The sequence below is a fragment of the Candidatus Desulfatibia sp. genome (genome assembly GCF_036446775.1).
Taxonomy (GTDB): domain Bacteria; phylum Desulfobacterota; class Desulfobacteria; order Desulfobacterales; family UBA11574; genus Desulfatibia_A.
This window is the reverse complement of record NZ_JAZFTO010000375.1, coordinates 1-12,940: the sequence shown is the minus strand read 5'-3', so window position 1 is coordinate 12,940 and position 12,940 is coordinate 1. Positions and strand designations below refer to the sequence as shown.

The window sequence follows — 12,940 nt, the reverse complement described above, 5'->3', positions numbered from 1 at the left end:
CCGGTCTTGTTTATCTCTTCTCTCAATAGATCGTAGATGATTCCTCTGAGCTGATCTCTCTTTGCTGTCATTTCCTCCGCTAACTCTTTGTCCATCAACCTGAAAGAAATATCTAAAGATAAATATGCGAATTTATCATGTTCTCTGAAAGGAATAACAAAGGAATCAAATACAAGTGAGCGTCCGGCCATAACCGGCAGTTTTTTCACCTGAGGCACTTTTTCTTTTTTATTTTGCAAAGAAAGATATCCCGCTCCAGTCAGCAGGCATAATCCTATCGCCGCAGCTATGAACAGCTTTCTTTTACTCTTATATTTTTCCGCAACATATCTTATTAGCTTTTTTTTGCCTTTATACTTTCTCTCGGGATCTTCAGCATCCTTCTCTTGCGGTATTTCTTGATAATCTATTTCAGGTTCCAGCTTATCTCCGGAAATTGGCTCATCCAACTCGTCCCCGGAAGGCGGTTCATCCAGCTCATCTCCTGCAACCGGTTTGTCCAACTCCTCCTGGGAAAGAGGCTCATCTAATTCGCCCCCGGAAGCCGGTTCATCCGGCTCATCTCCTGCAACCGGTTTGTCCAACTCCTCCTGGGAAAGAGGCTCATCTAATGCGCCTCCGGAAGCCGGTTCATCCGGCTCATCTCCTGCAACCAGCTTGTCCAACTCCTCCTGGGAAAGAGGCTCATCTAATGCGCCCCCGGAAGCCGGTTCATCCAGCTCATCTCCTGCGCCCCCGGAAGCCGGTTCATCCAGCTCATCTCCTGCGCCCCCGGAAGCCGGTTCATCCAGCTCATCTCCTGCGTCCCCGGAAGCCGGTTCATCCGGCTCATCTCCTGCAACCAGCTTGTCCAACTCTTCCTGGGAAAGAGGTTCGTTATCTTCTTCCTTATTTGCCGCAGTCATTACTAACCTTCATCATAGGACCGAAGTTTAGCCCTTAATTTTATGATTGCCTTTGAATGAATTTGGGATATCCTCGATTCCGTTAAATCCAGCACCTGGGCTATTTCCTTTAACGTCAGTTCATTATAATAGTATAAAGACATAACCAGCTGCTCTTTTTCCGAAAGTTGTGCAAGCGTTCCAGCAATAATCTGTTTAAGTTCTTTTCTTTTTAATTCATTAAAAGGTGAAGAAGTCTCCGCGGTCCGGTTGGCAGCCTTGGAATTATAACAGTCCGGCACTATTCCATCCAGGCTAAAAAGGCCGATTCCCTGTGCCCTTGTTGTCATTCTATGATACGCATCAAGGTCGATCCCCATCTCTTCGGCGACTTCAAAATCCTCCGGTTCCCTGCCAAGCCGCACTCCAATGGTTCTCCTGGCCTCCTCTAACTTGTGGATATCTCGCCTGATAGACCTGGAAACCCAATCCATTCTTCTTAATTCATCTAAAATCGCCCCTTTTATCCTGAGAGTTGCATATGTCTTGAACTGCGTTCCTTTTCCTGAATCGAATTTATCAATAGCATCGAACAATCCCATGATCCCCCCACTGGTCAGTTCTTCTTTGGATATGTTGGGGGGTAGTCTAATCGCAATCCGGTCAACAATCTTTTTGACAAGGGGAGCGTATTCGAGAATAAGCTCTTCCCTGGATTTTTCATCCATATTTTCCCGACCTAATCGGAAATTTTGTTGATATCTATCAACCCCGGCCTTCATTATCTTAATCCATAGCTCCGTTTATCAGCCTTTTCCAAAAAAATTTTATATTCCCGTCGTTTGGCTTTCCGTTCATGCGGCTTAAAAGGAATTTAGCCAGCACTTTAAAGCTTTGGCTCGATGATGCTTCCGGATAACAACAAGTGACCGGCTCTCTTTTGCTTACCGCTTTAAGCAAGTGTCGGTCCCAGGGAATAAATCCAACATAATCTATGGCTATACTTGCCATAAATCTTGCGGCGACCATGGCAAGGTGTTTGAAAACAGATTTCGCCTCTTTTTCGTCTTTCACCATATTCATCAATATGCTAAAATTTTTGGTCCCGTGCTGGTTAAACATAACCTTCATAAGGGCATAAGCATCGGTAATCGATGTGGGCTCCGGAGTTACAACGATAATTCTATCCTGTGCCGCCAGATTAAAATAGATTACATTTGAGGAAATCCCGGCGCTGGTATCAATTAACAGAATATCAAATCTGCTGTTTAGCATATCAAATTCATTTAAGAGGTTGATTTTATGACCTTCTGAGAGGTGAGCTAATTCCTGGACTCCGGAGCTGGCAGGTATGATGGATACACCTTCGGGGCCTTCAACGATAATCTGAGATAGCTCTTTCTCACCCCTGACGACATCTTCGATAGTATACTTAGGATTGATCCCAAAGATAATATCAATATTTGCCAGCCCTAAATCGGCATCAAAAATCAAGATCCTTTTTCCCATCCGCTGATAGGCAACAGCCAGATTGCCGACAACGTTTGTTTTGCCGACCCCTCCTTTGCCGCTGGTAACGGCAACAACTGCCGGGCCGTTTATTGCTGCCGGCGATCGGTCCTCTCGATACGTTGAAAGCTTATGAATCTTTCCGGATTCTTTTTTAACAATACTTCTCAAAGGGGTAGCCTGATCCATCATCTTTTCTCCAATAACATATTTATGATTTTAACTTTATCTGCCTGCTCGATATCATCCGGCACATTCTGTCCGGTGGTAATGTAAGAGACAGGCAAATTTAATTTAGTCAGCTGGTTTATAGCTGAACCAAATCTTTCCGTTTCATCTGTTTTAGTAAATATATAGCTCTGAAATTTTAAAGGGCTGAAATTGACGGCGGTCTTGTTCATCTCAGATTCAGTGGTTGCAACACTCAAAAGCAGGTGGGAGTCAATCGCCAAATCGCCGGGTATCATCCTATTTAACTCCTCGATCCTGGCCCTGTCATACTGGCTCTGGCCGGCGGTATCGATCAAAACAACATCTTTTTCTGCCAGCCTTTTGAGAGCAAAAAATAAATCTTTTCGTTTAAATGCCTGGAAACAGGGAACGCCCAAAATATTTGCATAGGTCCTGAGCTGTTCCATGGCCCCTATGCGATAAGTGTCTATTGAAATTAAACCTACCTTTTTCCTTGCTTTAAGCATAAGCTGCGCCGCTAATTTTGCGATGGTAGTGGTTTTACCCACCCCTGTTGTCCCGATAAAAGCCGCTATTACCTGTTTGTTACCAGTGGCCTCAAACGGATCTTTTATCTTTATGACCTTTGCAATCTCATTGACGACCTTTTTTTTGACATCGTTCCCCCGTCCGGCCTGCCCGTTGAACGCTCCGGCCCTTTCCAGAAAAAGCCTGGCATTGTAATCACTGACTCCGTTTGTGATCAGTTTTGCATAAAGATTGAGCAGAACAGGGTTCATTATCAGTTTTTCCAAAACACCGCCGGATTGATTCAAAAGGCAAATCATCTCTTTTATGCTCATCAGTTCTGATTTCACTTGACTAAACGGGTCCTTATTTTCGTTGAAACTATCAGCGCCCGCCGGTACCGCAGCGATTTCAAAAAGATTGCCGGCACCGCTTTGCGTTAACTTATTAGTAGAAATGATCATTGCGTTCGATCCCAAGGCTTTTTTGACTTTGGCGGTAGCATCTTTAATTGTCTTGGCGCGAAATTTTTTAACCTGCATAATTCAAACCTACCTCTCCAATTGATTTAAGCCCTATATCACCTAACAGTTCACTCTGGGACAATACCATCAGGGAGGGGACAAAATATTCAACCATTTTCTTTAAATGCCGCCGCACTGTAGGTGACGTCAGCAGAATCGGCTGAATATTTTTTGCCATGGCTTTTTCGGCCTCATCCTTGATGGAAGATATAATGGAATCTGCGACCTTGGGATCGATGGAAAGATATGTGCCGCCGTGCTCTGTCTGTTGGAGGCCTTTTTGCAGTACTTCCTCCACTTCCTGGGTCATGGTTATCATCTTTAGCAATCCATCTTCACCTAAATATGGGCTGACAAATGATCTGGAAAGTTTGTGCCTGACATATTCGGTTAAAAGATCCGGGTCTTTTGTTAATGCCGCACAATCGGCTAAAGTTTCAACGATGGTCAACAGATCCCTGATAGATATGCGCTCTTGAACAAGATTTTGCAGAACCTTCTGCACGCCTCCTAAGGAAAGAAGGTTCGGCACCAGTTCCTCCACGGCCTTGGGATAAGGCCGGCTTAAATGGTCCAGCAGATTCTGGACGTCCTGCTTCCCCAACAATTCGGCCGCATGCTTACGCAGAACTTCCGTCAGATGGGTGGCCATTATCGTGACATCATCCACTACCGTATACCCTGAAAGCTTGGCCTCCTCCCTTTGAGCCTCGGGTATCCAGATTGCCGGCAAGTTAAATGCCGGCTCCGTGGTTTCAATCCCTTCAATTTTTCTCGTACTATCGCCAGGATCCATCGCCATATAGTGATTCACCATCAATTCAGCGCCGGCAACTTTGACCCCTTTTAAAAGAATCTGGTACTCGGAGGAATTCAGTTGAAGATTGTCCCTGATATGCACCGGAGGTACAACTATGCCCATCTCAAGCGCAAACTGCCGTCTGATCGAGCGTACCCGCTCTAAAAACTTTCCTCCCTGTTCTTTATCTACCAGTGGAATGAGACCGTATCCTACTTCCAGTTCGAGAGGATCAACCATTAGCAGGTGTTCGACAGGTTCCGGCCCCGTTTCAGCCGGTTTCGCCTCCTGGTCTTCACTTGTCTTTTCTTTTAAGGCCTCCTCTTTTTTGCTAAACACGTACATGCCCCCCCCGATGAGGACTGAAAGTACAATAAACGAAAAATGCGGCAAACCGGGAATGAGACCGAAAAAAAAGATTGTAAGGGCTGAAAGATAAACGGCCTTGGGATAATTCAAGAACTGTTTGGCGAAATCTTTCCCCAGGGTTGCATCTGAAGCCGCCCGGCTGACAACTATACCGGCGGCGGTCGATATGGTGAGCGCCGGAATTTGTGACACCAGACCATCTCCGACGGTCAAAAGCGTATAATTCTGGGCCGCATCCATGATGGACATTTTTTGCTGGAAAACGCCGATGATAAAACCGGCAATAATATTAACAAGAGTAATTATAATGCCGGCAATGGCATCTCCCCTGACAAATTTGACGGCGCCGTCCATGGAACCATGGAATTCAGCCTCCCGTGCGATCTGCAATCTGCGCCCTTTAGCTTCATTTTCATCTATCATCCCGGCGTTCAGATCGGCGTCGATACTCATCTGCTTGCCGGGCATGGCATCGAGCGTAAACCTTGCGGCGACCTCGGCGATCCGGGTGGCACCCTTGGTGATAACAACGAAATTGATGATTACCAGGATGATAAATACAATCATGCCGACCACGTAATTGCCACCGACCACAAAACTGCCGAAAGACTTGATAACCTTGCCGGCAGCCAGGGGGCCCTCATGGCCGTGCAAAAGTATCAACCGTGTTGAGGCCACATTCAGAGAAAGCCTAAAGAGGGTCGTCACCAGCAGCAGCGATGGGAATACGAAAAAATCCAGAGGCTTCAAGGTATACATGGCAATCAAAAGGATTGTGATCGCCATGGTGATATTCAGAGCCAGAAGGAAATCCAGAATGATAGACGGTAAAGGGATGATCATTACCACCAGCACAGTGACCACTCCAACGACGGTTATCAACTCACTGGCATCAGTGGAATCTAGTTTTGGATTTAAAGCCTCTTCCATTTTACAATCCTAATTTACCCTTTAGTTTATAAATATATGCCAGAACCTCGGCCACAGCCTGGTAGAGCACCGCCGGTACTTCTTGACCGATTTCAACCAGCTTATACAGGCTTTGAGCAAGTTCCTTTTTCTCCAGGATGGGGATATCATGTTCTGTGGCCAAATCTATTATCTTTTTGGCGACTTCTCCGGCCCCTTTTGCAAGTACTTTAGGCGCACCCATGTCAGAAGAATCGTATTTGACGGCCACAGCCAAACGGACGGGGTTGGTGATAACCACATCCGCCTCCGGAACGTCTTGCATCATCCTCTTGCGGGCCATCTCCATCTGAATGCTTTTGATCCTTGACTTTATCAACGGATCACCCTCGGTCTTTTTATGCTCATCCTTGATCTCCTGCTTGCCCATCTTGATCTTGTTTTCAAACTCCCAGCGCTGGAAGGCATAATCGATGACCACCACAAAGACCATTGCCAGAGTACACCGCAAAAATATCTTTAAAAACACAGTGAGAATATAAACCCAAATCGCCTTCACTCCCAGCTCTCCCAGCATGGGAACATTTTTCATCTCGGCTTTTATGGTGTAGTAAGAAATAGCGCCAATAATGGCCAGTTTTAAGAAATTCTTGCCCAGCTCCATAAGAGACTGTTTGGAAAAAAGCTTTGTAAAGCCCTTAATGGGGTCTAATTTTGACAGCTTAGGCGTAATCGATTCGCTCGACAGTATAAAGCCTACCTGTATGATATTGGATAGAATCGCTGTAATAAAAACAGCCGCCATCAAGGGACTGATTGCCAAGATAAACCGAATGGTCATCTTGTGAGCAAATATGATAAAATCAGAAACATTCAAATCATTCAGCATCGGCAGCGACAAGGTCCCTTGCATAACAAGCTGGATCTGGGAGTACATAAAAGACCCAAAAAAGGTTAAGGCCATCAAACTGGCCAAAAGCACCGCTACCGAAGGCAGCTCTCTGCTTTTGGCCACCTCTCCCTTTTCCCTGAGTTCCTGCCTCTTCCGGGGTGTTGGTTCTTCAGTTTTTTCTTCATTACTCTCTTCAGCCATTTTTACACCTTCAGCCAGGTCATCGTATTAACCAGCAAGGCACCAAGGCCGCTAAGATATCTCTCCATGAATCTCAAAAGCACGTTCAGGGATGTACCAAAAAAGAAAAGGCCGATGACTATCTGGATAGGAAATGCTACAATCATAATGTTCATCTGGGGTATCAGCTTGGTAACCAGCCCGAAGGCCACCTTGGTAAAAAGGAGCGCAGCTATGGCCGGCGCCCCTATCTTTATGGCAATTACAAACATTTCTCCATACAAAGGCAAAAGCTTTTCAAATAGCTCACTGTTTAAACTTAAGGCGCCCACCGGTAGAATTGTAAAACTCTCCCTGACGGCATTAAGTAATATGTGGTGGCCGTTTAACAAAAGGAAAAGTGTAAAGGCCACCAGATAGGCCAGGTTTGATAAAATTGCAACCTGAAAACCGCTTTGGGGGTCAATGATGTTAGCCATGGCAAAACCTGTCTGAAAGCCTACCGTCTGCCCCATCATCCTTACTCCTTCGAAAAATACCTGCACCAGAAGACCTAAAATTATGCCGATAATTAATTCGGCGATGATCAGCTGCATTACCCCCAATACCGTTTCAGGAAATGCAACCATTTCATGATTCAAAACCGGAAAGAGGGTTATAGTAACAGTAATGGCCAGCCCGGCTTTGGACAAAAACGGTATCACCCGTGCGTTAAAGAAGGGGAACATAAGTAAAATTGTACTTACCCTTATCAATACAAGTAAGAATGCCTTAACTTCTTGATGGGATACGGCCCACAGATCCACAACGGCCTCCTTTATCTGATATAAAATGGAATCTGTTCGATAATTGTTATTGTAAACTGCATCAACTGCTCCAGCATCCAGCCGGCAAAATATAAAAGCGCCATTAATACGACCAGTATCTTGGGCACAAATGTCAGAGTCATTTCCTGTATCTGGGTCACCGCCTGAAAAACGGCTATCAACAGGCCCACGGCAAGACCGAAACCGAGCATAGGCATGGAGACAAGGATCGTAACTTTAATGGCTTCCTGAGCAAAAGAGATAACAAATTCGGGCGTCATATTACGCCACCTCCAAAACTTCTTACCAGTGAGCCCACAATCAAATGCCAGCCGTCCACCAAAACAAAAAGCATCAGCTTAAACGGCAGAGACACCAGAATCGGCGGGAGCATCATCATCCCCATGCTGAGCAGCACGCTGGCCACAACCATATCTATGACCAGAAAAGGTACATACAAAACAAACCCGATGATAAATGCGGTTTTCAGCTCGCTGATGACAAAAGCGGGGATTAAAACAGGCATGGGGATATCCGCCGTATTTTTGGGTTTTTCCATGCTGGCCATCTGGACAAACAGCATCAGATCTTTGCTGCGGGTCTGTTTGAACATAAACTGCCTGATGGGACTCACAGCCGCCTTCAAAGCAGCTTCCTGAGAGATATCTTCCGCCAGGTACGGCCGCAGGGCCTGGTTATTAATCTTTTGCCAAACAGGCGTCATAATAAAAAAGGTTAAAAACAACGCCAGCCCGGCAATAATCTGGTTCGAAGGGGTCTGCTGGGTACCCAGAGCATGCCGCAGGAAAGAAAAAACCACAACCAGTCTGGTAAAGGATGTCATCATTATAAGAATAGCCGGCGCCAGGGCCAAAATAGTTAAAAGAAAGATAATCTGAAGTAAAACAGAAACGTCAGCCGGATCCCCCCCCTTCTCAATTCCTATGTGCAATGAAGGCACAGACATACCGGCGGCCCAGACATTTTTTGCAAACCCCATGCAAATTATCAGGACAAGGATGAAAAGAAATAGAATTTTGCAGTGCTCACTATTCCATGGTCTGGTATTCTTATCCGTTTCCATCGATAGCCCTATGGTCTTGTTTGAGATCGCTTAGTTTGGTTAAAAATCTGATGCTGCCGGGCGTGACACCCAGTACAATCTTTTCGCCTGAAATTTCTATAACTTCGACTCTCTCTTTGGACGACAGATACAGCGTTGAGAGAACCTTAATTAGCATATCTCCTTTGGCCTTGCCCTTAGGCAACATAAACTTTTTCACCAAATAGAGGACCAGGATCAAGAAACCAAGCACAATAAAAAGCATGGCCATCGTCTTAAGCCCGGTATTTACTAAATCCAACTCCACTACTCCACCTGTACCTTCATTAATTCAACGACTTAACCCGCTCAACCGGGTTGATAATATCAGCCACTCTTATGCCAAATTTTTGGTCTAAAATTACTACTTCACCCTTGGCAATCAAGGTGTTGTTTACATATATATCGAGCGGCTCACCCACCGATTTGGCCAGTTCAACGATGGACCCCTGCCCTAACTGCAGCAGTTCACTTACCGGCATCTTGACCTTACCCAGCTCCACCGAGACATTGAGATCAATATCTAAAATAAGATCCAGATCGTATTGCTGCTCCTGCCCGGACCCGCCGCTATCCGCCTGATTATCTTCTTTTGTTTGACTCATAGTTTGCTCCTAATAAATTTTTTCGCTTATTTTTACGGCCTTCTTGTTATTACAAGATCCCGGATAACCCCTGAATTTGAGAAGACCCTCGATATTAACATCAACTGCCGTACCTATATTTTGATCCAGCGGTATGACATCATCAACCTTCATCTCTAAAAGTTCTTTGCTGTTTATCGTAGCTCTTCCCATGGTACAGCTTAACTCAAGCGTTATTTCCAATATTTTTTTCTCCAGATATATTCGCCAGGCTTTATCGGTCTCCACGCTTTCGCTGCGGAACCTGGTTTGAAGTTTGTTTTTTATCGGCTCAATACTGGTATAGGGCGTACAAATAGTCATTGAGCCTGAACCGCTTTCGAGGTCTATCAGGTATTTATTCACAATCACCACATCGTCGGGTGTTACAATTGCCGCAAACTGCGGGTCCATCTCCGAGCGCGTGAAAGTGGCATTTACCTCTTGAACGTCTGCCCAGGCCTCCTGCAAGTCGTTTAAGACAATCTTGACGATCTTCTGTACGATCTTTGTTTCAATGGTTGTAAAACCCCGGCCTTCAAGCTTGGCATGGCTCACGCCCCTTCCACCGAAGAAACTTTCAACAAAGGAAAACACCAGCGGACCTTCCAGAACAAGGAGAGAATAACCTCTTAGAGGTTCCATCTTAAAGATATTAAGACTCGACGGCAGCGGAATGGAAAGGCAGAATTCACCGAATTTTACCGACTCGGTAGAAGATAAATTTACATCTATAACCGACCTGCTGACCATGGGAAGCCTTGTCCTTAAAAAGCCGACAAACCGTTCATTTATTATTCCCATAGCAGGCAGCCTCAGATGAACAGGGCCGGCCGGCATACTGAAATCATAAGCCTTTATCTCCCCATCGCTTTCAGGGGCATCAGTTTCGGTTTGAACCGCTCCTTCACTAATCCCTTCAAGTAGGGAATCAACTTCATCCTGTGATAAAACGTTTGCCATTGTCGTTCCTATTGCACTACGAACTCTGTAAAATATACCCTTTGAATCACATTTTTACCTATAGCCCGGTTCATTCTTGCTAAAAGCGCCTGTTTTAGTTCAAGTTTTGCTTCCATGGTATTAATCTCTGCTATGGTCCGGCTGGAAAGCATTAGCAGGATAGTATCTCTCAATTGTGGTACCTTATGGTTCACCAGCGCTCTTTGTTCTTCCCCGCCGACCTCTATCTCCATCGTAACTTTTAAGTACCTTTTACCGACCCCTTTTTTAGTGGCCAAATTGACGATGAACGACTTGAGAGGAAAAATGATGTGCATTTCATCCGCTTTTTGAGTCGTTGCACTGGCTACTTTTCTTCCGCCATACCATTTCCAGCCAAAAAATCCACCCACACCAAGAAGAACAACGGTGCTTACCAAAACGATCAACTTAAGCTTGGATTTTTTGGGCGGCTGAGCTTCTTCAGTATCTTTTACGGCTTCTTCAGTATCTTTTACGGCTTCTTCTTCTGTCATCTTTACCTCCTACAAGTGTTTAAAAATTATCTCCACCCTCCGGTTTAAGGCTTGGTGCTCCGGACTATCGCCTGGATGCACGGGCCGGGAAGCACCGTAACCTCCAACTGAAAACCGTTCAGGGTCAAGCTGTTTTTGTTTTAAAAAATATTCAAGCACGCTAAGTCCCCTGGAAATTGAAAGTTCCCAGTTTGTGTTATTTTTGTTGTCGCCAACCGGGCTGCTGTCAGCATGACCCATAATGAGAATATCATTGCTGCTGCCTTCGATGCCTTCGGCGATGGCATCCAGAACAGGAAATAGCTCTTTTCCGGCGGTGGCCTCCCCCGCAGCAAAAAGGATGTCTTCGTGGAAGGACAGCACAATGCCTCTCTCATCGTCGATCAGGTCCATTTTATACTCCAGTTTTTTCCTCATTACTTGTAAACTTTCAGGCAGATCAAATGAAGCAAAAAACTTGCTTTGATCAATCACCAGCATATTTGAAGTGTCGCTATATTTTTTGACAAACGCTGCTAACTCACTAACTTCCTTGGCGCCTGAGAATTCAAGCACGCCGGTTGCATCTTTAAAATGCGTAAATAGATTCTCCAGCTTTTTTGCATCCATTGAAGACATGGTAAGTAAAAGTACAAAAAAGGTCAGCAGCAGCATAACCAGGTCTGCAAATGTCACCATCCATGCATTGGAATCAATTTCCTGGTTTTCACTCACTGCTTTTTCCTTAACCCCTTGTTTAAAAAATTTTGAAGTCAAACTTCTTGTAAGTAAAGTAGCCGGAGGATTTCTTTTTTAAAATCCTTTTAACGTAATCAGGTGCTTTATATCGTAAAATTATTTCAACCCGTCGGTTTGCGGCCCTCGAACGTATCGTTTCATTGGGAGCGATCGGATGGTGACTGCTTTGCCCGGAGGCCGTAAACCTCCGGGGGGCTATCTTGCTCTCTGACACAAAATATTTGAGCACTCTCAAGGCCGATAGGGCCGACAACTCCCAATTTGACGTGTATCCCTTCTCTTGAGACGCGCCGGCATCGGTATGCCCAATGATCTCCACCGGAAAATCTCCCTTTTTGATAATGCGGCCCAATTTGCTTAAAAAAGGACGCAATATCGGATTAATCCCGGCCCCATCCTTGGTAAAAAGATCTTTTGCGTTGATAGAAACTGATTCTCCCTCTTCTATCTCGTGAACCCTGATTTCACCTGCTGCTACCGGTACAGGCTTATTCATTAACGCCATAAGCTGTGCGAGGGTTAAATCCGCTTCCATCAGAGGTGCTGAAGGCGGCATAATGTCATCCCCGGTAGCCAAGGGGGACAATCCACCGGGCAGCCCTCCAAAGGCCCCCATGAGTGACCCTATAGCCCGGCGCGTTCTGCTCTCATCCATTACCGCAATAGAATTGAGTAAAATAAAAAAAGTAAGCAATATCAGAAAAAGCGAAACCATCATCGTCACTCCTATGTTGGATTTGCTTTCATCATCTATTTTTCTCTTTTTGGCAGCCATTACTTAAAAGCAGACCCTCTCTGATTGGGTGGTATAAAGGCCAGGAGTTTCTGCTCAAGAACCCGGGGGTTGTCACCATTGGAAAGGGACAATATCCCCTGAATGGTCATCTCCTTGCTCAGCATCTCCTCTTTGCTGCGCGTCTTTAGCTTCCCGGCTACAGGCATAAATAAGATATTGGCCATGATCGAGCCGTAGAAGGTCGTCAGCAGGGCCACCGCCATGGCCGGACCGATGGTGCTGGGATCATCCATGCTCTGGAGCATCTGTACCAATCCGATCAATGTGCCGATCATACCCATGGCCGGGGCAAATGTTCCCATGGTGGTAAAAACCTCCGCTCCCAAATTGTGCCTGTTTTTGATAAAGTCGATCTCCGTATCCAGAATATCTTTGATCTCTTGCGGTTCCAGCCCGTCAATAGAGAGCTGAACCCCTTTTTTTAAAAACTCGTCCTTTACCCCCTTTAGCTCGCTCTCCAAAGCCAAAATACCTTCCCGGCGGGTTTTATTGGCAAAGTTGATAAACCGCTCGATGAGTTCTTTAACCGCAATAGTTCTGGAAAAAAGCGCTTTGCGAACGACCTTTAAAACTCCCAGCACTTCTTTTAGGGGATAATTAATCATTGTCACCCCCATAGTGCCGCCGACAAC

Annotated in this window: 15 protein-coding genes and 1 pseudogene; all 16 read right to left on the bottom strand. The window is 45.5% G+C overall.

Translation table 11 applies throughout. The features are described 5' to 3' along the window. Positions 1-905: pseudogene (locus V3S16_RS17065) on the bottom strand (hypothetical protein); the annotation flags it as partial. A gap of 2 nt (positions 906-907) precedes the next feature. Beyond that, complete coding sequence (locus tag V3S16_RS17060) at positions 908-1,612, bottom strand: FliA/WhiG family RNA polymerase sigma factor (RefSeq protein WP_413887131.1); 705 nt, start codon at positions 1,610-1,612, stop codon at positions 908-910. Positions 1,613-1,670: 58 nt separating this feature from the next. Next, positions 1,671-2,585, bottom strand: coding sequence for a MinD/ParA family protein (locus V3S16_RS17055; RefSeq protein WP_413887129.1), 915 nt, complete (start codon positions 2,583-2,585; stop codon positions 1,671-1,673). Next, positions 2,582-3,634 carry a protein FlhF gene (locus tag V3S16_RS17050; protein WP_413887127.1) on the bottom strand — a complete coding sequence of 351 codons (1,053 nt, stop codon included), beginning with the start codon at positions 3,632-3,634 and terminating at the stop codon, positions 2,582-2,584. The genes V3S16_RS17055 and V3S16_RS17050 overlap by 4 nt, the downstream gene beginning before the upstream one ends. After that, positions 3,624-5,714, bottom strand: coding sequence for a flagellar biosynthesis protein FlhA (gene flhA, locus V3S16_RS17045; protein WP_413887125.1), 2,091 nt, complete (start codon positions 5,712-5,714; stop codon positions 3,624-3,626). Before flhA ends, V3S16_RS17050 begins: the two co-directional genes overlap by 11 nt. A 1-nt stretch (position 5,715) precedes the next feature. Next, positions 5,716-6,786 (bottom strand): flagellar biosynthesis protein FlhB, encoded by a 1,071-nt coding sequence (gene flhB, locus V3S16_RS17040; RefSeq protein WP_413887123.1) that lies wholly within the window; start codon positions 6,784-6,786, stop codon positions 5,716-5,718. A gap of 2 nt (positions 6,787-6,788) precedes the next feature. Then, positions 6,789-7,571: a flagellar biosynthetic protein FliR gene (fliR, locus tag V3S16_RS17035; RefSeq protein ID WP_413887122.1), complete on the bottom strand. Its 783-nt coding sequence runs from the start codon at positions 7,569-7,571 to the stop codon at positions 6,789-6,791. Between the two features lie 11 nt (positions 7,572-7,582). Then, complete coding sequence (gene fliQ, locus V3S16_RS17030; protein ID WP_413887120.1) at positions 7,583-7,852, bottom strand: flagellar biosynthesis protein FliQ; 270 nt, start codon at positions 7,850-7,852, stop codon at positions 7,583-7,585. After that, a complete protein-coding gene (gene fliP / locus V3S16_RS17025; RefSeq protein ID WP_413887133.1) occupies positions 7,849-8,571 on the bottom strand; it encodes a flagellar type III secretion system pore protein FliP in 723 nt (240 codons plus the stop codon). Before fliP ends, fliQ begins: the two co-directional genes overlap by 4 nt. Before the next feature lie 70 nt (positions 8,572-8,641). Further along, positions 8,642-8,941, bottom strand: a complete 300-nt coding sequence (gene fliO / locus V3S16_RS17020) for a flagellar biosynthetic protein FliO (protein WP_413887118.1) — start codon at positions 8,939-8,941, stop codon at positions 8,642-8,644. Between the two features lie 19 nt (positions 8,942-8,960). Beyond that, positions 8,961-9,278: a flagellar motor switch protein FliN gene (fliN, locus tag V3S16_RS17015; protein WP_413887116.1), complete on the bottom strand. Its 318-nt coding sequence runs from the start codon at positions 9,276-9,278 to the stop codon at positions 8,961-8,963. A 9-nt stretch (positions 9,279-9,287) separates the two neighbouring features. Continuing rightward, positions 9,288-10,259, bottom strand: coding sequence for a flagellar motor switch protein FliM (fliM, locus tag V3S16_RS17010; RefSeq protein WP_413887114.1), 972 nt, complete (start codon positions 10,257-10,259; stop codon positions 9,288-9,290). Between the two features lie 8 nt (positions 10,260-10,267). Continuing rightward, positions 10,268-10,774, bottom strand: a complete 507-nt coding sequence (gene fliL / locus V3S16_RS17005) for a flagellar basal body-associated protein FliL (protein WP_413887112.1) — start codon at positions 10,772-10,774, stop codon at positions 10,268-10,270. 9 nt (positions 10,775-10,783) lie between these two features. After that, positions 10,784-11,488 carry a flagellar motor protein MotB gene (locus tag V3S16_RS17000; RefSeq protein WP_413887110.1) on the bottom strand — a complete coding sequence of 235 codons (705 nt, stop codon included), beginning with the start codon at positions 11,486-11,488 and terminating at the stop codon, positions 10,784-10,786. A gap of 22 nt (positions 11,489-11,510) precedes the next feature. Next, on the bottom strand, positions 11,511-12,287 hold the full coding sequence (locus V3S16_RS16995) for a flagellar motor protein MotB (RefSeq protein WP_413887108.1): 777 nt from the start codon (positions 12,285-12,287) through the stop codon (positions 11,511-11,513). After that, positions 12,287-12,940: motility protein A (locus V3S16_RS16990; RefSeq protein WP_413887106.1), on the bottom strand; the 654-nt coding region annotated here is incomplete at its 5' end. The genes V3S16_RS16990 and V3S16_RS16995, both read right to left, overlap by 1 nt.